Annotated in this window: 21 protein-coding genes and 1 pseudogene; 11 read left to right on the plus strand and 11 right to left on the minus strand. The window is 47.7% G+C overall.

Annotation, left to right across the window (positions count from 1 at the left end; all coding sequences use genetic code 11):
* Positions 1–3: 3 nt before the first annotated feature.
* A complete protein-coding gene (locus ACLJZ5_RS01855; protein ID WP_001200680.1) occupies positions 4–270 on the minus strand; it encodes a DUF333 domain-containing protein in 267 nt (88 codons plus the stop codon).
* Here ACLJZ5_RS01855 and ACLJZ5_RS01860 point away from each other — a divergent pair.
* From ACLJZ5_RS01860 to uspF, 3 genes are all read left to right on the plus strand, one after another.
* Positions 174–485, plus strand: a complete 312-nt coding sequence (locus tag ACLJZ5_RS01860; protein WP_031601775.1) for a hypothetical protein — start codon at positions 174–176, stop codon at positions 483–485. The genes ACLJZ5_RS01855 and ACLJZ5_RS01860 overlap by 97 nt on opposite strands.
* Before the next feature lie 60 nt (positions 486–545).
* Positions 546–4,070, plus strand: coding sequence for a pyruvate:ferredoxin (flavodoxin) oxidoreductase (gene nifJ, locus ACLJZ5_RS01865; protein ID WP_024797913.1), 3,525 nt, complete (start codon positions 546–548; stop codon positions 4,068–4,070).
* 481 nt (positions 4,071–4,551) lie between these two features.
* Positions 4,552–4,986 carry a universal stress protein UspF gene (gene uspF, locus ACLJZ5_RS01870; protein ID WP_001082296.1) on the plus strand — a complete coding sequence of 145 codons (435 nt, stop codon included), beginning with the start codon at positions 4,552–4,554 and terminating at the stop codon, positions 4,984–4,986.
* A gap of 52 nt (positions 4,987–5,038) precedes the next feature.
* Here the strand turns inward: uspF and ACLJZ5_RS01875 are convergent, their stop codons facing one another.
* Together ACLJZ5_RS01875 and ACLJZ5_RS01880 are read right to left on the minus strand one after the other, a co-directional pair.
* A complete protein-coding gene (locus ACLJZ5_RS01875) occupies positions 5,039–5,377 on the minus strand; it encodes an SMR family transporter (RefSeq protein WP_000159237.1) in 339 nt (112 codons plus the stop codon).
* A 274-nt stretch (positions 5,378–5,651) separates the two neighbouring features.
* Positions 5,652–9,074: a DUF4765 family protein gene (locus ACLJZ5_RS01880; protein ID WP_024797912.1), complete on the minus strand. Its 3,423-nt coding sequence runs from the start codon at positions 9,072–9,074 to the stop codon at positions 5,652–5,654.
* A 429-nt stretch (positions 9,075–9,503) separates the two neighbouring features.
* Here ACLJZ5_RS01880 and ACLJZ5_RS01885 point away from each other — a divergent pair.
* Positions 9,504–9,655 (plus strand): annotated as a pseudogene (locus ACLJZ5_RS01885) (tyrosine-type recombinase/integrase); the annotation flags it as partial.
* 105 nt (positions 9,656–9,760) lie between these two features.
* On the plus strand, positions 9,761–10,696 hold the full coding sequence (gene ttcA / locus ACLJZ5_RS01890) for a tRNA 2-thiocytidine(32) synthetase TtcA (protein WP_001156210.1): 936 nt from the start codon (positions 9,761–9,763) through the stop codon (positions 10,694–10,696).
* A 42-nt stretch (positions 10,697–10,738) separates the two neighbouring features.
* Here the strand turns inward: ttcA and dbpA are convergent, their stop codons facing one another.
* The 4 genes from dbpA to smrA all read right to left on the minus strand — a co-directional run bounded on the left by dbpA (position 10,739) and on the right by smrA (position 15,838).
* The gene (gene dbpA / locus ACLJZ5_RS01895; protein ID WP_000123685.1) at positions 10,739–12,112 is read right to left on the minus strand and encodes an ATP-dependent RNA helicase DbpA; all 1,374 of its coding nucleotides are present in this window, start codon (positions 12,110–12,112) and stop codon (positions 10,739–10,741) included.
* A gap of 486 nt (positions 12,113–12,598) precedes the next feature.
* The gene (gene zntB, locus ACLJZ5_RS01900; protein ID WP_024797911.1) at positions 12,599–13,582 is read right to left on the minus strand and encodes a zinc transporter ZntB; all 984 of its coding nucleotides are present in this window, start codon (positions 13,580–13,582) and stop codon (positions 12,599–12,601) included.
* Between the two features lie 145 nt (positions 13,583–13,727).
* Positions 13,728–14,882, minus strand: a complete 1,155-nt coding sequence (locus ACLJZ5_RS01905; RefSeq protein ID WP_000945626.1) for a methyl-accepting chemotaxis protein — start codon at positions 14,880–14,882, stop codon at positions 13,728–13,730.
* A 392-nt stretch (positions 14,883–15,274) separates the two neighbouring features.
* Positions 15,275–15,838, minus strand: coding sequence for a DNA endonuclease SmrA (gene smrA / locus ACLJZ5_RS01910; RefSeq protein ID WP_001046799.1), 564 nt, complete (start codon positions 15,836–15,838; stop codon positions 15,275–15,277).
* A gap of 257 nt (positions 15,839–16,095) precedes the next feature.
* Here smrA and ogt point away from each other — a divergent pair, with 257 nt between their 5' ends.
* The 3 genes from ogt (at position 16,096) to uspE (ending at position 18,657) form a co-directional block, all read left to right on the plus strand.
* Positions 16,096–16,611, plus strand: a complete 516-nt coding sequence (gene ogt / locus ACLJZ5_RS01915) for a methylated-DNA--[protein]-cysteine S-methyltransferase (RefSeq protein WP_000945036.1) — start codon at positions 16,096–16,098, stop codon at positions 16,609–16,611.
* A 195-nt stretch (positions 16,612–16,806) separates the two neighbouring features.
* Positions 16,807–17,559 carry a fumarate/nitrate reduction transcriptional regulator Fnr gene (gene fnr, locus ACLJZ5_RS01920; protein WP_000611914.1) on the plus strand — a complete coding sequence of 251 codons (753 nt, stop codon included), beginning with the start codon at positions 16,807–16,809 and terminating at the stop codon, positions 17,557–17,559.
* 150 nt (positions 17,560–17,709) lie between these two features.
* Positions 17,710–18,657: a universal stress protein UspE gene (gene uspE / locus ACLJZ5_RS01925; protein ID WP_001262138.1), complete on the plus strand. Its 948-nt coding sequence runs from the start codon at positions 17,710–17,712 to the stop codon at positions 18,655–18,657.
* 54 nt (positions 18,658–18,711) lie between these two features.
* Here uspE and ACLJZ5_RS01930 read toward each other — a convergent pair whose 3' ends face one another.
* Positions 18,712–18,966 carry a DUF2534 family protein gene (locus ACLJZ5_RS01930; protein ID WP_024797910.1) on the minus strand — a complete coding sequence of 85 codons (255 nt, stop codon included), beginning with the start codon at positions 18,964–18,966 and terminating at the stop codon, positions 18,712–18,714.
* A 238-nt stretch (positions 18,967–19,204) separates the two neighbouring features.
* Between ACLJZ5_RS01930 and ACLJZ5_RS01935 the strand changes: the two genes are divergently transcribed.
* Positions 19,205–20,236 carry a mechanosensitive ion channel family protein gene (locus tag ACLJZ5_RS01935; RefSeq protein ID WP_000493671.1) on the plus strand — a complete coding sequence of 344 codons (1,032 nt, stop codon included), beginning with the start codon at positions 19,205–19,207 and terminating at the stop codon, positions 20,234–20,236.
* 81 nt (positions 20,237–20,317) lie between these two features.
* Here ACLJZ5_RS01935 and ACLJZ5_RS01940 read toward each other — a convergent pair whose 3' ends face one another.
* Complete coding sequence (locus ACLJZ5_RS01940) at positions 20,318–20,920, minus strand: helix-turn-helix domain-containing protein (RefSeq protein ID WP_000163372.1); 603 nt, start codon at positions 20,918–20,920, stop codon at positions 20,318–20,320.
* Positions 20,921–20,963: 43 nt separating this feature from the next.
* Between ACLJZ5_RS01940 and ACLJZ5_RS01945 the strand changes: the two genes are divergently transcribed.
* Positions 20,964–21,650: a B3/4 domain-containing protein gene (locus ACLJZ5_RS01945; protein ID WP_023220563.1), complete on the plus strand. Its 687-nt coding sequence runs from the start codon at positions 20,964–20,966 to the stop codon at positions 21,648–21,650.
* Positions 21,651–21,677: 27 nt separating this feature from the next.
* Positions 21,678–22,016: a hypothetical protein gene (locus ACLJZ5_RS01950; RefSeq protein ID WP_024797909.1), complete on the plus strand. Its 339-nt coding sequence runs from the start codon at positions 21,678–21,680 to the stop codon at positions 22,014–22,016.
* A gap of 95 nt (positions 22,017–22,111) precedes the next feature.
* Here the strand turns inward: ACLJZ5_RS01950 and ACLJZ5_RS01955 are convergent, their stop codons facing one another.
* Together ACLJZ5_RS01955 and zirS are read right to left on the minus strand one after the other, a co-directional pair.
* Positions 22,112–22,669 carry a redoxin family protein gene (locus ACLJZ5_RS01955; protein ID WP_077914039.1) on the minus strand — a complete coding sequence of 186 codons (558 nt, stop codon included), beginning with the start codon at positions 22,667–22,669 and terminating at the stop codon, positions 22,112–22,114.
* A 98-nt stretch (positions 22,670–22,767) separates the two neighbouring features.
* Positions 22,768–23,598 (minus strand): two-partner-like secretion system exoprotein ZirS, encoded by an 831-nt coding sequence (zirS, locus tag ACLJZ5_RS01960; RefSeq protein WP_077914040.1) that lies wholly within the window; start codon positions 23,596–23,598, stop codon positions 22,768–22,770.
* Between the last annotated feature and the right edge of the window lie 18 nt (positions 23,599–23,616).

Here is a 23,616-nt window from a genome sequence, read left to right on the forward strand (position 1 = left end):
CGCTTAGTAACTCCCGCAGCTTCCGGCGGCAAGCGACTGTTCGCTACAACGTTTGCCGTTGGGTAGCGCGCACATACCAATTACTGAACCATCAAGCTGCCGGGCCGCTGAAAGCGAACCGCCAATCATAGCGCAATTCGCTTCGCCAGCGCTGGACATCGCCGCTTTCATCCCTGGCGAAACATGCGCCGCGGTTGCCTGCTGAACAGGTTCGCTACTGCAAGCCGACAATAATAACGCGGCACATCCCACCCAAAACGCTGCGCGCATTTCTCTCCCCTCTGTTTATTCATCCAAACGACACCGCCCTAAATAATAGGCAGCAGAAACTAACGCGTCGAGAGGCAAAGCGCGCATTTATGCGCTTCATTAACATTTATTGGCAATTTTTTACGTCTTTTCGGCAAGAAATCGCCATTCTCCTCCCGCCAGGGACACAAAAGCGAAAATGGGGCTTGAAGGGCTTTGCTAAAATAAAAGGATAACTACAGGATGCGCTCACGATTATGCGTGTCCCTCTTTTTTGCGCAATGTAAGGGTGTCATATGCAAACAATTGACGGTAATGGCGCAGTAGCGTCGGTGGCGTTCCGTACCAGCGAGGTTATCGCCATTTACCCGATTACGCCCAGTTCAACAATGGCTGAACAAGCGGATGCCTGGGCCGGTAATGGGCTTAAAAATGTCTGGGGCGATACGCCGCGTGTGGTAGAGATGCAGTCGGAAGGCGGCGCGATCGCCGCCGTTCACGGTGCGTTACAAACCGGTTCGCTTTCTACGTCATTTACATCATCGCAGGGGCTGCTGCTGATGATTCCAACGCTGTATAAACTGGCGGGGCAGCTCACGCCGTTTGTACTGCACGTTGCCGCGCGCACCGTCGCCACACACGCGCTTTCTATTTTTGGCGACCATTCCGATGTGATGGCGGTCCGCCAGACAGGCTGCGCGATGTTATGCGCCGCCAGCGTTCAGGAAGCGCAGGATTTTGCGCTGATCGCACACAGGGCTACGCTGAAAAGCCGCGTTCCGTTTATTCATTTTTTTGATGGCTTCCGTACATCGCATGAAATCAACAAAATTATACCGCTAACGGATGAAACCATTCTGAACCTGATGCCGCAGGCGGAGATCGACGCTCACCGCGCCCGCGCGCTGAATCCGGAACATCCGGTGATTCGTGGAACTTCAGCGAATCCGGACACCTACTTCCAGTCTCGTGAAGCGACCAATCCGTGGTACAACGCCGTTTATGATCATGTTGAAGAGGCGATGAAGGCATTTGGCGACGCTACGGGCCGCCACTACCAGCCATTTGAATATTATGGTCATCCCCAGGCTGAACGCGTCATCATTATGATGGGCTCCGCCCTCGGCACCTGCGAAGAGGTCGTGGACGAGCTACTGATACGCGGAGAAAAGGTCGGCGTTCTGAAAGTCCGTCTGTTCCGCCCCTTCTCCGCCAAACACTTGTTACAGGCATTACCGGAAACCGTTCGCGCTATCGCCGTGCTCGATCGCACTAAAGAGCCAGGCGCGCAGGCCGAGCCACTTTATCTGGACGTGATGACCGCACTGGCGGAGGCCTTTAATAATGGCGAGCGCGAAACATTACCGCGCACCATTGGCGGCCGTTATGGGCTATCATCCAAAGAGTTCGGCCCGGCGTGCGTACTGGCGGTCTTTAATGAACTCAGCCGCGCGAAACCCAAACCACGGTTTACGGTGGGCATTTATGATGACGTCACTAATCTCTCGCTGCCATTACCGGAAAATACCCTGCCCGGCAGCGCTAAACTTGAAGCGTTATTTTACGGTCTGGGAAGCGACGGCAGCGTATCCGCCACGAAAAATAATATTAAAATTATCGGTAATTCTACGCCGTGGTATGCGCAAGGTTATTTCGTTTATGACTCTAAAAAAGCTGGCGGGCTCACGGTATCGCACCTGCGCGTCAGCGAAAAACCCATTCGTTCCGCTTACTTAATTGCTCAGGCGGATTTTGTCGGCTGCCATCAATTACAGTTTATCGATAAATATCAGATGGCGGAACGTCTGAAGCCAGGCGGTATCTTTCTGCTTAATACGCCGTACAGCGCCGACGAGGTCTGGCCGCGTCTGCCGCAAGAAGTTCAGGCGGTGTTGAATCAGAAAAAGGCGCGTTTTTACGTGGTTAACGCGGCGAAAATCGCCCGCGAATGTGGACTTGGTGCCCGCATCAATACCGTCATGCAAATGGCTTTCTTCCACCTGACGCATATTCTTCCGGGCGATAGCGCCCTGGTTGAGCTGCAGGGCGCGATTGCCAAAAGCTATAGCAGCAAAGGTCAGGATCTGGTTGAGCGTAACTGGCAGGCATTGGCTCTGGCGCAGGAATCGCTGGCGGAAGTGCCGTTGCAGGCGGTTAATCCGCACAGCGCGCATCGCCCGCCGGTTGTCTCCGACGCCGCGCCGGATTTCGTGAAAACCGTTACCGCCGCCATGTTGGCGGGCCTCGGCGACGCACTGCCTGTTTCCGCCCTGCCGCCGGACGGAACATGGCCGATGGGCACCACCCGCTGGGAAAAACGCAATATCGCCGAAGAGATTCCTGTCTGGAAAGAGGAGCTGTGTACACAATGTAATCACTGCGTCGCCGCCTGCCCTCACTCGGCGATTCGTGCGAAAGTCGTTTCCCCGCAGGCGATGGAGAACGCGCCAGCCAGTCTGCATTCGCTGGACGTGAAGTCCCGCGATATGCGCGGCCAGAAATATGTGCTGCAGGTCGCGCCGGAAGACTGTACTGGCTGTAATTTATGCGTAGAGGTCTGCCCGGCTAAAGATCGGCAAAATCCACAGATCAAGGCGATTAACATGATGTCGCGCCTTGAGCATGTGGAAGAAGAGAAAGTGAATTATGACTTTTTCCTCGACTTGCCGGAAATCGATCGCAGCAAACTGGAACGAATTGATATCCGCACGTCGCAGCTCATTACGCCGCTGTTTGAATATTCCGGCGCCTGTTCCGGCTGCGGTGAAACGCCGTATATTAAACTGCTGACTCAGTTATATGGCGACAGAATGTTAATCGCTAACGCCACGGGGTGTTCCTCTATTTACGGCGGTAACTTACCCTCTACGCCTTATACCACTGATGCCAACGGGCGCGGCCCGGCATGGGCGAATTCGTTATTTGAAGATAACGCGGAATTTGGCCTCGGTTTCCGTCTGAGCGTGGATCAGCACCGGGCGCGCGTCATGCGTTTACTGGCGCAATTCGCCGATCGCATTCCGGCGGAATTAAACGATGCTCTGCATACCGAAGCAACGCCTGACGTTCGGCGTGAACAGGTCGCCGCATTACGCCAACATCTGAAATCGGTTGCGGGCGCAGAGGAACTGTTAAAGGATGCTGATGCGCTGGTAGAAAAATCAATCTGGCTGATTGGCGGCGATGGTTGGGCATACGACATCGGCTTTGGCGGTTTAGACCATGTGTTAAGCCTGACGGAGAATGTCAATATTCTGGTTCTGGATACGCAGTGTTATTCCAATACTGGCGGCCAGGCGTCGAAGGCGACGCCGCTTGGCGCCGTCACTAAATTTGGCGAACATGGCAAGCGTAAAGCCCGTAAAGATCTTGGCGTCAGCATGATGATGTATGGTCATGTTTATGTCGCGCAAATTTCGCTGGGCGCGCAGTTAAACCAGACGGTGAAAGCCATCCAGGAGGCCGAAGCCTGGCCAGGGCCGTCGCTGATCATTGCCTATAGCCCCTGTGAGGAACATGGTTACGATCTGGCGCTAAGTCATGACCAGATGCGCCAGTTAACGGCGACTGGTTTCTGGCCGTTATACCGCTTTGATCCCCGCCGTGCGGATGAAGGCAAGCCGCCGCTGGCTCTGGACTCTCGGCCACCGTCTGATGCCCTGGCGGAAACGTTGCTTAATGAACAGCGTTTCCGTCGCCTGAATGCGCAACAGCCTGAAGTAGCTGAACAATTATGGCGGGATGCCGCATTGGATTTGCAAAAACGCTATGACTTTCTTGCCTTGCTGGCAGGAAAAGCGGAAAAACCCGGCGCAGATTAAAAAATATTCTAAGGATTAGCCTGGAAACAAAAAAAGCCCGAACATCCGTTCGGGCTTGTCAATTTATACGCTGGAAAGCAAAGGTTAACGCAATGGCCCAGCGACAAAATGAATATGTGACAATAAAGGCATATAACAGGCGTAGAATATCGTAACCGAATGATATTGTATAATTTTTATTTCATATAATACCCCCAAAAGCATTCGTATAAATTATATCTATTTCACTGCGAATTATTTCATTAATTATTGAATTAAACGGTAACATCTCTTTTTAGGTCTTTCCTGACAAGGCAGAAATAACGTTTTAACGTCAACTCGCTGATTATTTACGTGGAATACGCGTAATATTACGTCGCCCTCCCCTGTAGGCAGTCCCCGCAGAGTATCGTGGAGCAGCACCTAAAATGTGACGTATGTCATTGTACATAAAGTGCCTTTAGGGAGTAGAATTTCAGTGGATACTTAAACAGGAGGTTTTATGAACAGAACGATTCTTGTACCCATCGATATTTCAGATTCAGAATTAACTCAACGCGTGATTTCGCATGTTGAAGCCGAAGCAAAGATTGACGACGCTAAAGTGCACTTTTTGACTGTAATCCCGTCTTTGCCCTATTACGCTTCCCTGGGACTGGCTTATTCAGCAGAGCTTCCCGCAATGGACGATTTGAAAGCCGAAGCCAAATCTCAACTGGAAGCGATTATCAAGAAATTCAACCTTCCCGCGGACCGCGTGCAGGCGCACGTGGCAGAAGGCTCTCCTAAAGATAAGATTCTGGAAATGGCAAAAAAATTACCGGCCGATATGGTGATTATCGCCTCGCATCGTCCGGATATTACTACCTATCTGTTGGGTTCCAACGCCGCAGCCGTTGTGCGTCATGCGGAATGCTCCGTACTGGTAGTGCGCTAAATACCCGAGCCCGCATAAGAGAGTGCGGGCTCAAATCAACCATCATCATCGCCTAGTGACTGACGCTTTTTGAAAACAGATTGATTACGATTACGCCGCAGATGATAAGCAACATGCCAATAATAGCCGGCACATCCAGTTTTTGGCCAAGAAACAACCATCCTATCAATCCAATAAGAACAATCCCTACCCCAGACCAAATGGCATAAATGATACCCGCAGGGATGGTTCGCATAGGGATGGTAAGGCACCAGAACGCGATACAATATCCGATGATGGTAACGATGCTCGGTACCAGACGCGTAAAACTATCCGATAATTTTAATGAGATCGTGGCGATAACTTCTACCACGATGGCGATAAATAGAAAGATTACAGCTTCTTTAGTCATACATCTCTTCGTTCCGATATTTTTCTGGTCGTGGTGACATCTTAATTAATACGGATGACAGAATAAAGACGCTTTTGAACCATTGCGTATCTTGCAGTAACATACTTCAAGTTGCATGTGCTGCGGCTGCGTTCCCTTACCCCAGTCACTTACTTGAGTAAGCTCCTGGGGATTCGCTCGCTTCCCGCCTTCCTGCAACTCGAATTATTTAGAATATAAAAGCAATCTTTCATACACGAGGGATAACTACAATAAACCCGTTCAGGATTTATGATTACTTAGAAGCGTTTGCCTGCCCTATATTTTCTGCATTACCATATGTCCTGTCAATTATACCAACAGGGTCCACTGGTGTGTTTTTTGGCATAACCCAGCCGCTTTCACTGACGCTACCTCGTGTAAGATATTTGACTTTTGCCCTAACGATAATAAGATAATGTTCCCTGCTGAACCTGTCTGCAACACTAAGATCCGTGGTATATTCAGGTACGATTCTTCCACTTCGAACCTGCTCTTTGGCTATTTCAGCAGAGACAGGCAATACCTCTACATCGGTCCCCTCAATACCTCCTGCAGTTTTAAAGCTAACAATATTTTCAGCCTGCGGACCTATTGTACCTCGGCATAACACAACTTCGGTCTCCCCTGCTGCTGCATCCCCACTCTGGTATTTCTTATAAATACTTTGTACATTTTCTTCTGATGTAGGGTATAAATCTTCTGACAGGGAGGCCAGTATATCTTCCAGTAGGGGTGAATCATCCGAAATTTCCAGAAGTTCTTCATCATAACCCACGTCTCCTTCTCTTAACTCTGAATAAGGCTTATCAATATGGCGAATAAGCCCCCCACCTTTCAGCCCTGACGCCTGATAAAATCGTCCATCAGAAGATCGGTAAAATGTCATAGCTGAATTTTTTCCGCTATCCGAATAGGTTGCCTGATACGTTTGTGAATTTGGTTCTTTAGTTAAAACGAGCTCTCTATCGCCATATTTTATCGTATTAGGCGCTTCCGTTGACAGCGGTGGATATGAGGCTTGTTTTCTGTAAAAGCCTTCTCCTGACGGTTTGTAATAACCATACGTTTGTTTATCAAAACCGGTAGCGCGATGGAGCCCATCGTTTCCCGCTGGACCTAACTCAAGAACTTTCTGACTACTTTTTTGATAAATAAAATCTGTATTTTCTATTGACTCTATAATTTTATAATTACTCCCTTTTTGAATCGGCGCTCGTATTACACCTCTTTGTATTTTATTTTCAACAAATCGGAGACCCGTATACTTTGCATTTGCGGCTCTTTCTGTGAACTTCGCTCCTGCAACAGGAACAGCCTCCATACCGATACGAATAATATCCTGTACGTAACCGCATACATCCGCAGAGTTTTCCACAACAGCCCGGTTAAGAATACTGCTGGTACCAGCCAGTGCGTTAAAACCAGGGACAATACTCATTACAATATTCCAGACCGTTCCTAAGAGGTGAAGTCCTGCTCTTGCAGCCGGACTTAATGAGGAAGTTGTGCGATGATGTATAGTATCATCAAGATCAAAACTCAGCTCAATTAATCCTCCCAACCCCTCCTGAATAATCTTATTAAATCCATAAACGAATTGTTGACCGCCATTCATGGAGGAAACTTTCTCCTTGAACGATTCGAGAGACTGAGCCTGTTTCTCATGTTGTTCTTCTAATGTCAGCCAGCTGCTTTGCGCAATATCACTGATCTCATGAATAAGCCCAATAACGGCCTCTCGCACCATTTTGTTGGTGTCCATTAGTCCTAAAATATCACACTCCTGCATATGTTCCTTCATATGAGTCTCTGCTCGATAATATTTCTCCGCCCAGTTTAGCTGCTTATTGATCGCGGCTTTCATTAACGAAATTAAAGGATCGTTGCTTTTGGGAAGTATTGATTTAACACCGTTGGAAAATTTATTATTAACTACAATTTTTCTTGCTATTGTGTTTATTTTTTTATCATCAACCGGTACCTTTATCTTTGCACACCAAAAAATAATATGACGCATAATAATAAAATTATTTTTTATGCCTTTAGGGCTAAGCAATACTCTATCACCACCATTGCTGGATAAATGGTGTATCACTAATTGAACTAGCTTATAAAGATGACTCATCCTTTTTTTATTAAAAGCGCTCTTTCCTCTTTCTTGTCTATTGAAGGATACTATTTCTAACGCTGTAATAATAGCCTCCTTACCATAGAAAACCTCAAAACTTGAACCAGAAATGTCAGGAAACTTTTCATACAGGACTTTCGTATAATGGCTTTCCCTTGTCCATAAAGGCCTGTCTATCATGGGTGGTGCAGAATCAGTGCTGAAAGGCAAAGGATGAACCAGCATATCACGCGCCATTAGCTCATATATTTTATATTGGTGTTGAATATTTTCTCTTACAAAAGATAGAAAAGAAATGAAACTTCCCTCACCGAGAATAATGAGTTTATCACTTAAATGAACTAAAAGACCTTTGAGCATATATTCAGCGGCAATAACTCTTCCATCATGCGTCCACTGCCCGGTTTGAGAAAATGCAAGTAATTCATGATAGCCTCTTTTATAACTATTTGCCTCTTGTTCTTTTCCAAGTAGTTTGAGTACTGCGACAAGGTGTCCTCCTGCAACAGATGTATAGTGATCAAATAGACCATCTAACACCTTACCTAGCGGATGAGGCTCCGTATTTGGGGCAGTATGGTCCTCCGGGAGAGCCCTTTCATATCTCTGTAATTCTTTAACGGGTAAAAAATCATTCTCACCTTCTGAATTACCATTTTTTATCCTATAATCACCAGATGTTACTGCTAATCTTGATGATAATAACAAACCAGTTACTGCAATTTTTTTAATACTCCTGTCCATTTTATGAACAGTTACTGACTGAGCATGATTGCGGCTATGAGAAGATAAGAAAATTTGCCTTTGAATTTCCTTTCCCTCAGATATAATTTGCTCAGTACTTTTAGGTGGAACAGTTACGCTATCCACATTAAATAGCTCATGTTCACCACTCATCGTTACCTGAGAAAAACACGCCGATGTATGTGCAATTGCAGCGGGATCAATCTCTTTATAAATAACATTGGCGTAAATGTTTGTAACTTCACCGTTTGCATTTAAATGATCGTGCAAAATATATTTTAGAAATAGATCTAACAACAATTTTTCTGATGTGATTCCATTTACACAGTTGTGAAAGTCAGGGGAAATTGGATAACCGTTTTTATCAAATGGAAGCGATAAATATCCTCGCCCCTCATCAATATTTTCGTAACTATAATCTGGAGATATTTTTACCTCACATTTATTGGTGTCTACATCGTCATTTATGCTGCGCTCTACTTTATAATTAACCAACCTACGGAAGGTTGCACTATTTGAATAATAAAAATCCAATGTTGATTTAATATCTTCACATATAATTTCATGTATTGGCTCAAAGAAGAAGTCATAAATATTTAAGCTGTTCTTTTCTTCATCTTTGGCCATCTCATCCAGCTTAATATATTCTACTGGTAAATTAGACACTTGTTCATGAAAGATATCGTCCTGATAAAGTCCATCCAACATTGAAAGGTACGGTATGGTATCCCAACTTCTGATAGCTTGTATCTGTACCGTCTGCTGTGATTCTCTGGTTGATATATCACTTACTGTTATACGCATTACGTTCTCCAGTCAGAATTATGGTATACATCATAAGATGTAGATATCAGGTAGCAATTCTCATCGCAAATCATTTGTCTGAACTGTATATATGAAACAGGCTATTTTTAATTCAATACGACCATCAGAATAGGCAAGAAAATTTTAAATAGCATACGGTAAACTGATCTTACCCAACGATAATTAAACACTCTGCATTATCTTATTAGATAATAAAATACTGATACCGTATTTTATATCGCCAATAAAAGAGCAAAAAGGGTGTGCCGAATATCACTTTACACCTGTCCCGGTTCACCCCACGGAACCACTTGAAACGTACCATCATCAGGACGCAGCAGCGCCTGAATTTCAGTTGAGCCCGTCACTTCTTAACGGGCCTGTCTGCATGATGTATACAGTTGACAATATCCGAAGGTACTATCTCTATTAAAACGTGCTGGCATTCGTCGCCGTAATCCGTACCATACGCGACATACTTTTGCCTGCTGGCTGTTGACGGCAGGAGCGAACCGGCATTTATCGCCAGCCAAATGGGGCATGAAACTGCACAGATGGTGTATGAAATTTACGGTATGTAGATTGATGACATGAACGACGAACAAGTAGCGATGTTGAATGTGCGGTTATCGTAGTTGCAAAGTTTGCCCCCAATTTGCCCCATTTAGTACCAGAGAACTGAAATAATGCAAGAAATTCAAAAGAATACAAAGAAAGAACAATACAACCTGAACAAGTTGCAAAAGCGCCTGCGCCGTAACGTTGGCGAAGCGATTGCCGATTTTAATATGATTGAAGAAGGCGATCGCATTATGGTTTGCCTTTCTGGCGGCAAAGATAGCTATACGATGCTGGAAATTTTACGTAATTTGCAGCAAAGCGCCCCGATCAATTTTTCACTGGTCGCCGTCAATCTCGATCAAAAGCAGCCAGGTTTTCCGGAGCATATCCTGCCAGCCTACCTTGAGCAGCTGGGCGTAGAATATAAAATCGTCGAAGAAAACACCTACGGCATTGTGAAAGAGAAGATTCCGGAAGGAAAAACCACCTGCTCGCTGTGCTCGCGTTTGCGTCGGGGTATCCTGTATCGTACTGCGACTGAACTGGGCGCGACCAAAATCGCCCTGGGCCACCATCGCGACGATATTCTGCAAACCCTGTTTCTGAATATGTTCTATGGCGGAAAAATGAAAGGGATGCCGCCGAAGCTGATGAGCGATGACGGCAAACATATCGTGATCCGCCCGCTGGCTTACTGCCGCGAGAAAGATATTATCCGTTTTGCTGAGGCCAAAGCCTTTCCTATCATTCCTTGTAATCTGTGCGGTTCGCAACCCAACCTGCAACGCCAGGTGATTGCCGACATGCTACGCGACTGGGATAAGCGCTATCCTGGACGGATCGAGACGATGTTTAGCGCCATGCAGAATGTCGTGCCGTCTCACCTTTGTGACACTAACCTGTTCGATTTCAAAGGGATCACTCACGGTTCCGAGGTCGTCGACGGCGGCGATTTAGCGTTCGATCGTGAAGAGATTCCATTGCAGCCCGCTGGCTGGCAGCCGGAAGAAGATGACACCTCCTTAGAGGCGTTGCGGCTTGATGTTATCGAAGTGAAATAATCTGCAGGCGTCTCAGCACCCGCTGAGACGCCATGCTATCGATCATTTTAATAGCCGTACCCGGCATGACTTGCCTTTGATCTTCCCGTTTTGCAACTGCTTCCAGGCTTTTTGCGCTACTGCTTGACGTACGGCGACGTAAACGTGCATGGGATGCACGTTAATTTTGCCAATATCCGCCCCGTCTAATCCAATATCGCCGGTCAGCGCGCCCAAAATATCTCCCGGACGCATTTTCGCTTTTTTGCCGCCGTCAATGCATAGGGTAGCCATCTCTGCGGCCAGAGGGAGTAACGGCTGCCGGGCGGGCGCATTCAGCCAGTTCAGCTTGAGTTGCAGCATTTCTGAAAGAATATTCGCCCGCTGCGCCTCTTCCGGCGCGCAGAAACTGATCGCCAGGCCGCTACTTCCCGCGCGCGCCGTACGGCCAATACGGTGGACATGCACCTCTGGATCCCAGGCCAGTTCATAGTTAACCACCAGTTCGAGCGATTTAATGTCTAATCCTCGCGCGGCAACGTCGGTGGCAACCAGAATGCGCGCGCTACCATTTGCAAAACGCACCAACGTCTGGTCGCGGTCGCGTTGTTCCAGATCGCCGTGGAGCGCCAACGCGCTTTGTCCTACCGCATTAAGCGCATCACAAACGGCCTGACAATCTTTTTTGGTATTGCAAAACACCACGCAGGACGCTGGCTGATGCTGGCTAAGCAACGTTTGTAGCAGCGAAATCTTTTCATGCGCAGACGTTTCGAAGAACTGTTGTTCGATAGCCGGTAGCGCATCTACCGTATCGATTTCAATACGTATTGGCTGCTGCTGTACACGACCGCTAATCGCCGCGATGGCCTCAGGCCAGGTTGCTGAAAACAACAACGTCTGGCGCGTCGCAGGCGCAAAGCGGATCACCTCATCAATGGCGTCACTGAATCCCATGTCCAGCATTCGGTCTGCTTCATCCATTACCAGAATATGCAGCGCATCCAGCGATACGGTTTCTTTTTGTAAATGATCCAGCAGGCGCCCCGGCGTCGCGACAATGATATGCGGAGCATGCTGAAGCGAGTCGCGCTGTGCGCCAAAGGGTTGCCCGCCACACAAGGTCAGAATTTTGGTATTTGGCAGAAAACGGGCCAGGCGACGTAACTCCCCGGCTACCTGATCCGCCAGCTCCCGCGTCGGACACAGCACTAACGCCTGTGTCTGGAACAGAGTGACGTCAATTCGATGCAAGAGCCCAAGACCAAACGCCGCCGTTTTGCCGCTACCGGTCCTGGCCTGCACACGCACATCATTTCCCGCCAGAATGACGGGTAATGCTGCGGCCTGAACAGGCGTCATCTCAAGATAGCCCAGCTCAGTAAGGTTATTGAGCTGGGCGGCGGGCAAAACATTCAGGGTTGAAAAAGCGGTCACAATTTACTCTCGCGGTAACGACTCATAGTCAGCAGGCGCGTATCCTCGCAGATCCGGGCGTTTGATGCGACATTTTAATCGGTTCTTCGTCCGGCGGCGGGTCGGGCATCGGCTGAGGACGGGGAAGCGGCTCAGGAATGGGAACAGGGTCAGTGGGAATCGGGTCCGACAAGGACGAGTGTAGATATAATAAGGTCAAAAGACAGCTCATATTACCCTCCAGAATGTCAATCAGACTCTTAAAGGGTAGACGCTGATATCCTACAGGCAAAAAAAAGCCGACTAATCTAAGTCGGCGTCGTACGAATCAATTGTGCTATGCAGTAATTCAAAAAAGGAAGTAAGACAATATGGAGCGCAACGCCCATCGCTTGACGTTGCATTCACCTGCGAGAGAGATATTGCCCCGAATAGGTAGATGGTTTATTGACTTCGCTCAAATTTCTCGGCGTTTTTTCATACGAAATGGCCTGAAAAGCGCTTTTGTTACAACCATTTACTGCGATGCAACCATAAAGTAACACCACCGATCAGGACAACTAACAGAATACAAAACAGAGAAAAGCCGAACCGCCATCCGCCGCCGGGAATACCGCCCAGGTTAACGCCAAATAACCCCGTTAAGAAGGTGCTGGGCAGAAAAACCATCGCCATAAGCGACATGGTATAAGTTCTGCGCGCCAGAGACTCCTGCATCACCTGGGCAATTTCATCCGCCATGATGCCAGTACGCGCGATACAAGCGTCAATTTCATCCAACCCCCTTCCCAGCCTGTCGGCGATATCCTGCATTCTGCGCCGGTGATCGTCGCTCATCCACGGCAGCCGTTCACTCGCAAGCCGGGCATAGACGTCGCGCTGCGGCGCCATATAACGGCGCATAACAATTAGCTGTTTACGTAGCAATGCGAGGAAACCGCGCGGTGGGATTTGCTGGTCGAGAAGATTATCTTCCAGATCGATAATTTTATCGTGTAGCTCTTCAATAAATTCACTGGCGTGATCGGTTAACGCATCGCACACATCCACTAACCAGCCGCCGCAATCTACAGGCCCGGTGCCCTCCTGCAAATCACTGACCACATCGTCGAGCGCCAGAACCTTTCGCTGACGGGTAGACACAATGAATCGCTCGTCCATATATAAACGCATTGCCACTAATTGATCCGGGCGTTCGTCAGTACTGCCATTAATACAGCGCAGCGTAATGAGCGTCCCTTCCCCCATACGACTTACGCGCGGGCGCGAGCTTTCACCAGCCAGCGCATCACGCACGCTATTGGGGAGTAAAGGCGTTGAAGCCAACCAGCGGGCGCTGTCCGGGTGGGTATAATTAAGATGTAGCCAACAGGGATGCTGACTATCGATCACATCATTATCTTCGAGCGGTTTTACTCCACCACGACCATCCAGTAGCCATGCGAAAACGGCATCCGGCACGTTCACATCCGATCCCTTAATGGCTTCCACAGCGCCTCCACGTTACAACTCTGATGCCGTTAGTCTAGCTTTCGGGAAAGGTTAAGCAATCTCTCATTTTCTCATTGCGCAAAAAGAATGACGGGAACCTGCGAAAAAAGCGCCTTAGCAACAGGCGCTTACCAAACATGTATTATCAGGCCTGGCCGCGCCTGGTGATGGTCGAAAGAGGTGATACATGAGAGCGCGACAGCGCATGTTCACTGTAACCCGGCTGGCTTAAACGAAATTTGTCGGTTTTAGTCTGTAACTCGATCACCTGCGCCTTTAAAACATCCGAAGAAGCAGATAGCGCTTCAACCATTAAGACATTGCTATGGGTTGCGCTTTCCAGATCGCTCAACGCCAGTGTTATCTGGTTAATGCCTTTTTCCTGCTCCCGCGTGGTGGTGGAAATTTCACTCATCAGCACGTTTAATTGCCCGGAGCCGCCAACAATCTCCTGCATATTTTTTTCAGCCTCCTGCACTATGGCGGCCCCCTGCCGCACATTATCATGCGTAACGTCGATCAGCGCCTTGATATTTTTTGCCGCCTCGGCGCTACGATGCGCCAGGTTACGCACTTCCCCGGCCACCACGGAGAAACCTTTTCCATGATCGCCCGCCCGCGCAGCCTCTACCGCCGCGTTAAGCGCCAGAATATTAGTCTGGAATGCGATACCGTCAATCAATGAAATAATCTCCGTCATCTGCGAGGCACAGTCGGTAATAGAACGCATATTTTCTGTAACCCGCACCATTAATTCACCGCCTTTACGGGCGCATTGGGTTGCACAATCCGCCTGTATGCTCGCCATTCGGGTATTATCCGCATTGTTTTTGGTACTCGCCGCCATTTCATCCATACTGGCGGCAGTTTGAATTAACGAGGCCGACTGCTGTTCCGTCTTTACGGATAGCGACATACTGCGCGCCGCCAGTTGTTCGGAAAGGGTCATTGCCGTTTGCGAAGAGGATCTGATTTCGCGTACCAGCGCGGAAATATTCTCCGACAGGCTATTAATTCCGGGGATGAGTCGCCCGGCGCAATTATTGCCAAATTCGGAGATATGAATAGACAAGTTTCCTGCTGCGACCTCTTCAATACTTTTCTTCACGGTATTAATCGGCACTACCAGATAGCAGGTCATATACCACCAAAGCAGTAATGTCGAGATCAGATAAATGATATTACACGTAATTAAAATAGGGAGATCGTGCAGAAAAGCTATTTGTAAAGTATCCACCAAAAGAAACGTACATACCATGAATAGAATAATGCATGTCCTGACGCTGATATTTCTCAACATTTTTGACGGCCTACAACCAGGATAGGAGACAGGTTTTATTTTTATAGCATTTCAGATAGCTATTGCCATTCGTTTCTTTGACATTCTCCATATTCAATACCGGACCATCGCCATTTCCCTTAGTGCAACAGATAAAATCACCTATATTCGCTATGCCAGGATATTCATCCATCCATATTGACAAGTGATGTACTTATCACCATTTTCTGCTTAATAGTTAAGTCGAAAGCCAGTATATTTTAATAGACGCTTAAATAAGCGAATGACTGTTTCTCCGTGTTATTACCGCGGACAGCGTTATCGCCCGTTCTCTTGCAGAATCCTGAGCATCAGGCATAAAATCGGGTTCGCGCGAGCTTGCGCTGGCGGTCCTGTCCGCCAGCGGCAACGATTTACCGACTACGCTTCGCATGGCGCTCCCAGTTATCCTGTTTAGCCTGCACCGTTTTACGTAACGCGACGTAACATGCCCCGCCGCCGCCATGGTGCGGCAGCGCCGAACAATAAGCCTGTACATCCTCAAACTCTGTCAACCAACGGGCCACATAGCTTCGGACGATATTGGCATGCGACTTCGCCTCTCGCCCTTTACCATGAATGATCAGGACATTACGCAACCCCTCTTTCTGCGCCTCCAGGATAAAACGAAACAGCATTTTTCGGCACGTTTCGACCGGCTGGCGTAACAAATTGAGGCTGGCCTGCTGAGGGTATTTCCCACTGCGTAACTTGTCGATGACACCCTGCTGCAATCCTTCCCGACGAAATTCCAGCGGTTCATTCAGCGGCAGAATATCCAGAAAGCCCGTCGTCAGGAAATTATCAAGCTGAAGCGTGTCGATACGCTGGGGCGTTTTAAGATTACGCGTTGGCTGCCAGTGTACATCAGTATGGCGTTTCAGCGGCTGGACATCCTCCATGGCGTCAAGAAACAGCGCTTTATCGTCAAGGTTCATGGTTCATCCTCCAGCGTTTTTGCGACTGCCGTTATCATAACCGTGCCCTGTTATACCGACAACGGTTTACAGTTATTTCCAATAACAGCGACAATGTAAGGCAATTAACCGCCTCGCCCGGCTCTCTTTTTCTCCACCAACGATATTACTGTCGCTAAATGTGTTATCCCTGACTATCTTTTAAGGAGTATGGTTGCGGGTATTCCTGGCATGATATCTTGTCTCTTACGTTAGATTAAGACGATGTGAGAGAACGGATGCTGAGATTACTTGAAGAGAAGATAGCCACGCCATTAGGTCCGTTATGGGTGGTTTGCGATGAGCAGTTTCGACTGCGGGCCATTGAGTGGGAACAGTACCGCGATCGTATGGAGCAACTGCTAAATATCCACTACCGTCACGAAGGCTATGAACGCGTTTCTGCGACTAACCCCGGTGGACTCAGCGATAAGCTTGCAGATTATTTTGCAGGCAATCTCGCCGTAATTGATACCCTGGAAACCGCCACGGGGGGCACGCCTTTTCAACGGGAAGTATGGCAGGCGTTGCGCGCTATCCCCTGCGGGCAGGTGATGCACTATGGTCAGCTGGCGGCGCAACTGGGACGACCGGGCGCCGCACGCGCAGTCGGTGCTGCGAATGGCGCTAACCCCATCAGTATTGTTGTTCCCTGCCATCGCGTCATTGGGCGTAACGGCACTCTGACCGGATACGCCGGTGGCGTGCAGCGAAAAGAGTGGCTATTACGCCATGAAGGCTATCTTTTATTATGAAAATACAGGCAAAAAGTGCCTTATCGGTCACACTTTTATGTAAAGCAACAACAAATAAATTACGTATTTTCAAATAGATAAAAGTATTCATCAAACTTATACTTGAATTATTCCTTCTCCGGGATAGCTCAGACTTACGCGCTCACCAAAAAGATGTTAAAATTGACAAATATCAATTACGGCTTGAGCAGACCTATGATCCCGGAAAAGCGAATTATACGGCGCATTCAGTCTGGCGGTTGTGCTATCCATTGCCAGGATTGCAGTATCAGCCAGCTTTGCATCCCGTTCACACTTAACGAGCATGAGCTTGATCAGCTTGATAATATCATCGAGCGCAAAAAGCCCATTCAGAAAGGGCAAACTCTGTTTAAAGCAGGTGATGAATTGAAATCGCTCTATGCTATCCGCTCCGGAACGATTAAGAGCTACACCATTACCGAGCAAGGCGATGAGCAGATTACTGGATTCCATTTAGCAGGCGACCTGGTGGGTTTTGACGCCATTGGCAGCGGTCATCATCCGAGCTTTGCACAGGCGCTGGAAACCTCAATGGTATGTGAAATACCCTTTGAGACACTGGATGACCTGTCCGGCAAAATGCCTAACCTGCGTCAGCAAATGATGCGTCTGATGAGCGGTGAAATTAAAGGCGATCAGGATATGATCCTGTTATTGTCGAAGAAAAACGCCGAAGAACGTCTGGCTGCGTTTATTTACAACCTGTCCCGCCGCTTTGCGCAGCGTGGTTTTTCACCGCGTGAATTCCGCCTGACGATGACCCGTGGCGATATCGGCAACTATCTGGGCTTAACGGTCGAAACCATTAGCCGTCTGCTGGGGCGTTTCCAGAAAAGCGGTATGCTGGCGGTGAAAGGTAAGTATATTACTATTGAAAACAGCGATGCGCTGGCGGCCCTCGCCGGTCATACCCGCAACGTCGCTTAAACGTCAGCTAAACCATTGATGTTATCTTCTGCCATATCGTTAAATTTTTCTCATTTATTGATCTGGCAGAAGCGCTTCCTCTGTTTCATTCACCATATTTGAGTTACTCTTTAGTTACAAACTGCGATGACAGTTGTAAGGAGACCCTGTATGGCTATGTATCAAAATATGCTGGTGGTCATCGATCCCAATCAGGACGACCAACCCGCATTACGGCGAGCAGTTTATTTGCATCAACGGATTGGCGGCAAAATTAAAGCTTTCCTGCCTATTTACGATTTCTCGTATGAGATGACCACCCTGCTTTCTCCTGACGAACGCACCGCAATGCGTCAGGGCGTAATAAGTCAACGCACAGCCTGGATACGTGAGCAGGCGAAATATTATCTTGAAGCCGGTGTCCCCATTGAAATTAAAGTGGTCTGGCACAATCGTCCCTTTGAGGCCATTATCCAGGAGGTTATCGCCGGCAGTCACGATCTGGTGTTGAAAATGGCGCATCAGCACGATCGACTGGAAGCGGTCATTTTTACCCCTACCGACTGGCATTTGCTGCGTAAATGCCCAAGCCCTGTGTGGATGGTCAAAGATCAGCCGTGGCCAGAGGGCGGTAAAGCCCTGGTCGCCGTGAACCTGGCAAGCGAAGAGCCTTATCACAATGCTCTCAACGAAAAGCTGGTAAAAGAGACCTTACAATTGGCGGAGCAGGTTAATCATACCGAAGTACACCTGGTCGGCGCCTACCCCGTTACGCCAATCAATATCGCCATTGAACTGCCGGAATTTGATCCCAGCGTGTATAACGACGCCATCAGAGGCCAGCATTTACTGGCGATGAAAGCGCTGCGCCAGAAATTCAGCATCGATGAAAAAGTTACGCATGTAGAAAAAGGCTTGCCTGAAGAAGTTATCCCGGATCTTGCCGAACATCTCCAGGCGGGGATCGTTGTGCTTGGCACCGTTGGACGTACCGGACTCTCGGCCGCGTTTTTGGGGAACACGGCCGAACAGGTCATTGACCATCTGCGCTGCGACCTGTTAGTCATTAAGCCTGATGAGTATCAAACACCGGTTGAACTGGACGACGAGGACGATTAATCCCTCTTCCGTCCTGCCGGATGGCGCTGCCATCCGGCCAATACCCTATTCCTGTTACTCATCTCCGCTGAGGAAATAGATCCCCAAAGGAATCGCCAGCAGAATAGTGAACACCAGACTGTAAACGAAAATCATTGCCGACTGAATGGCATACATAGAGCTTGTCCACTCGGACAGTGGAATATGATACTGCTCAATCACACCGCCGATAGTCGCGCGCGTTACCACCGATGCCGCAACGATAAACACTGCCAGCAGGCATAACAGAAATTTTTTCCCCTTCGCCGATTTCAGCTTCATCATGATCATAGTATTGTCCTTTACAGATGACTTTGTTACCTGATAGCAACAATACCATGACAATCACGCGATGTCTGCTCCATAAAACGTGACATTGTATTTACATAAAAAGTAAACCGCTGAGATTAAAGCTGATAGCACTATTTCTTCTTTTTACTTATCGATGATCTACGCGTTTATCCTGGGTAAAATACCTGTTAATCAGGTCATTCTGAGCTGTTATCGTAGGAAGGAGCGGAAAACAATAATGTTCACTGAATTTTTTCTCAAAAACGCATTTAATCTGGCGATACTTTTCAGTTGCGGTATGGCGTTGCTGGTCGTGAGATTTTGGCTCAGCCGTAACGTACAGTGGAAGAAAGGATTCACGTTCCATGCGGCACAGTTTTTTATTTACGCGATTATTATTGGAACCATCGGGAGCATCCTGAATAATGCTATTGAAGATTATAATTTGCGTTTTATCTCTTCCGGGGTCATTGATTTTATCTGCACCTCACTCATTGCGCTTATTCTGACGATAAAACTTTTCCTGATTATTAACCAATTTGAAAAAGCACAGGTCAATAAAGGTAGAGATGTCACCAGTACCCGTATTCTGGCACGGGTCATAAAAATAACCATTATTGTCGCGATTGTCTTACTGTATGGCGAACATTTTGGCATGAGTCTGTCCGGTCTGCTGACCTTTGGCGGTATCGGCGGTATCGCTGTTGGTATGGCGGGCAAAGATGTCCTGAGCAATTTTTTCTCCGGTATTATGCTCTATTTCGATCGCCCCTTCAGTATCGGAGACTGGATTCGTTCTCCTGACAGAAATATCGAAGGTACGGTCGCCGAAATCGGCTGGCGAATTACGCGAATTAACACATTCGACCACCGCCCGTTGTACGTGCCTAATTCCGTCTTTTCATCCATTAGCGTTGAGAATCCGGGACGGATGACCAACCGTCGAATAAAAACGGTTATTGGATTACGTTACGAAGATGCCGACAAAATTGGCCTCATTGTTGACGCTATCAGAAACATGCTGCAGGCGCACAGCGATATCGATCAGAAACAGACGCTGTTGGTCTATTTTAATGAATTCGCCGACTCTTCGCTGAATATTATGGTGTATTGCTTTACCAAAACAACAGTATGGCAGGAATGGCTTGCCGTACAGCAGGATGTTTACCTGAAAATTATTGCGATTGTCCAGGAAAACGGCGCTGACTTCGCCTTCCCAAGCCAGACGCTCTATATCGATGACCCGGAGGCCGCGCCTGCGACAAAATAAAAGATAGCCGGTGCCCGATAACGCTTATCGGGCACCGAGGCTTCCCTGTCCGGATGACGGGTTGTTAGCGCCTTACGGTGATCAACGGCTCTTTTCATTCACCGTCATGGTAAATTCAAGCACCTCATTAGTGTCGTTAACGTAGGCATGAGGCATGTCGGTTCTGGCTACAGCGGAGCAGCCCTCCCGAATAATAAAGCGTCTACCATTGACTGTTAATGTCAGTGTTCCCTGATTAACAAACAGTAATTCACAGGTGTCTGCCGGATGCCCTGCCGATTCAAACTGTTCACCAGGATGCATTATCCATTGCCAGAGTTCCAGCATATCCGGCCCGCTGGTTCCCGCCATCAGTTTTGCGCTGCCGCCTTTCTCGCCGCGCCACAACACCGGAATAGCATCCCGGTCGATAAGATGGACCATCGGCTCGCTGGCGACGTTGACAACATCCGCCACGGACACTCCCATTGCCGCCGCGATCTTACATAACAGCGCAATGCTTGGATTGGCTTTACAGCCTTCAATTTCCACCAGCATTCCTTTACTGACGCCGGAACGCCGCGCAAGCTCATCCAGCGACATCTTTTTTTGGCTACGAAATTGTTTTATACGTTGGGAAACAGCTTCATTTATTGTGCTGACGTCGGCGCCCGCCGTGGTCGATAAGTTGACTTTTTTGGTCATTGGTCGATATCATAGAAGAAAATAGTCATTACAGGATTATGCGATGTCTTCTATGTTACCGTCAATCAGCCCGGAACTGGCCCGTATCGCTCCCGGCTTTCGTGCATTAAGTATTAATGTTATTGCCGCTCCGATTCGCGATGCGCAGGTCGGAGAAATCGCGCTAAAAGAGGCCTGTCAGGCCGTAATTAACGGCCAACCGGCGTGGGCACAGGCGCATATAGACGCCTGGAATGCAGTGTTTAAAGCATTCGGCGCAAAACCAAAGCGCACCCCCTGCTCGGCTGAAGCGCTACGAAAACGCGTGTTGAAGGATGGAACAATGGCGGCGCTGGATCCGGTCGTTGATCTTTATAACGCGGTGAGCCTGCGCTATGCCGTACCGGTAGGCGGCGAAAATAGCGCGGCTTATTGTGGATCGCCGCGGCTGGTTTTCGCAGACGGTAGTGAAACATTTGATACTCTGAAAGAAGGACAACCCGCCACCGAGTCGCCAGAACCGGGCGAAGTTATCTGGCGCGATGACAGAGGCGTCACCTGTCGGCGCTGGAACTGGCGTCAGGGAGTACGTACCCGACTAAGCGCTTCAGATAAAGCGATGTGGTTTATCCTTGAAAGCTTGCCGGAAATGCCGGTTGATGAATTGTACGCGGCAGGAAACATGCTGACTGACGGCCTTGAAAAAATGATGCCAGGTTTACGTTTTGAATCCACGTTGATAGGTGTTTGATTGATATTGCGTAACAGGAGAAATACCATGTCGCTGTTTCTGACAAGTTTTATTTTCGAAAAAAAAGAGTACGACAAAGAGTTTTATCAACTGGATGGCTGGATTGAGCGCTATACGCAGTCTATTGATGGCTATATTGGGATGGAAAGCTATACCGATGCCGCCAGCGGAAGAATGGTTAATAATTATTACTGGCAGACCCGCGAATCAATGGAGCTATTGATAAATAATTTACAGCACCAGCAGGCCAAATCACAAAGTCATAAGTGGCTTTCCGGTTACCAGACGATTATTGCAGAAATTCAGGGGTGCCATAACGTTAACCTGCCCCATCCGCTGGCATCATTTTCAGTTCCTTATGCGTGATGCAATAGTATATGTGTTAAATGTGGGGGCACTACAGCGCCCCTGCATTGCCGGTTATTCGGTTCTCTGTGCAGGGGCGGTGCTGATATAAGTGATTAGTAAACAGGAAGATGAGTGATATCTCGTGGTACACTAACACGCGTAACCACATTGTTTTCATCGCACTCTATCAACGCTCTGGCAAAAATACTGAGCTCATTAATTTTCAGCCCGGAATTATCCAAAAACTGGCGGCAAGCGTAGTCAGAAACAAAAATTATGCCGGGATGAATATCATGTTCCCGAATAAAACGGGCCTGAGCAAATGGCGTATCCATACTCAGCACATATACCGCCCGGTTTGAGTGGCTACCCGCTGATTTAAGGCGGTCACTATAGTCTTTTACCTGCCATTCACAAACCGGCGTATCCAGTGACGGGACGACAATAATCCGCTTTTTTATCCCCGGGATACAGTAACCCGGTAATAAATTATGGCTCACCAGCCCCTTTGTACAGGGTAATGGTTCCCCTTTAGCCAGTATACCGGGTTTGAGGGTCAGTTGCGTTTTGCCAAAGGTGACAGCGTGTTCCTGACCCAATGAGATATAATCTTGTGTTGTTGCTGGTGTCATAAAAACTTCTCCTTTTAACGTTTGTATTATTTTAGCCATAATAATTATTTAGCAATCCGCTAAAAAACCAGGTGAACATCCATAATAAGATGATGGTGATAAAAAGAATTATATTAGACATAATAATTAATATAGTTTTATAGTCTTCCTCTGATGGAAATTTCTTTCGTGAAACTCATTGCATATTCAAAAGATATGTCAATACGTTCATTACTATGCCCACGATAGGTTATAACTTGTGTATATTTACCTGGAACATTTTCTTTCTTAAGAGGGCCATAATCCCATAAGCCTTTTAAATTTTCACGCGCTACAGTCTTATTAATGTGAACTTCATTTACAGGATTCCCGTCGATATCCTTAACAATAGTTGTGATGGTGGCACTTTCACCCGGCGATAATACAGACTTATCTATACTCATAACTGTTAAATCTGGGCTTGGCGTATTAGATATAGTTTCTGTTTCAATATACTGGAACTCAGATACCGATGGCACAGGCGTGTACCCTGACGCTGAAGCCATATCCGTTTCATTATAAATTTCTAGTTTAATCTTTGAACCCCGATGTTCCTTTTGGATATTAAATTTATGCTCACATGGCTTTTCACGTTTAAGTATATGCTGAGAGTTATCTTTATTGATCTGATAATACGTACATACTGTAGTAAAAGTTTCCGCAGACTGATAGTTATTATCCGGGTCTCTGATGCCTACATTTCTGGCATTCCTCGCAATAGTCATTCCCGGAAAAGGTGTATACTTTTCAATAGAAAAGCCAAGTCCATTAAACTGCAATTCGTAGGTATCACGAGGTGTTCCAGGCCTGTGCCCAACGCTCGGCGCCGTAGGTGGAGAAAACATCCCGACGGTTGCCGCGGACGTTGTCGACGAATCCGCCAAGACGCTTATCGGCACAGCCGCCAGAAGCAGGCTATAGATAATAAGATTATGTTTCGACATACACACTGTTGATCCTTTTTAAAA

Source organism: Salmonella sp. 5800 (assembly GCF_046558195.1).
In the GTDB taxonomy this organism is placed as follows: Bacteria; Pseudomonadota; Gammaproteobacteria; order Enterobacterales; family Enterobacteriaceae; genus Salmonella; species Salmonella enterica.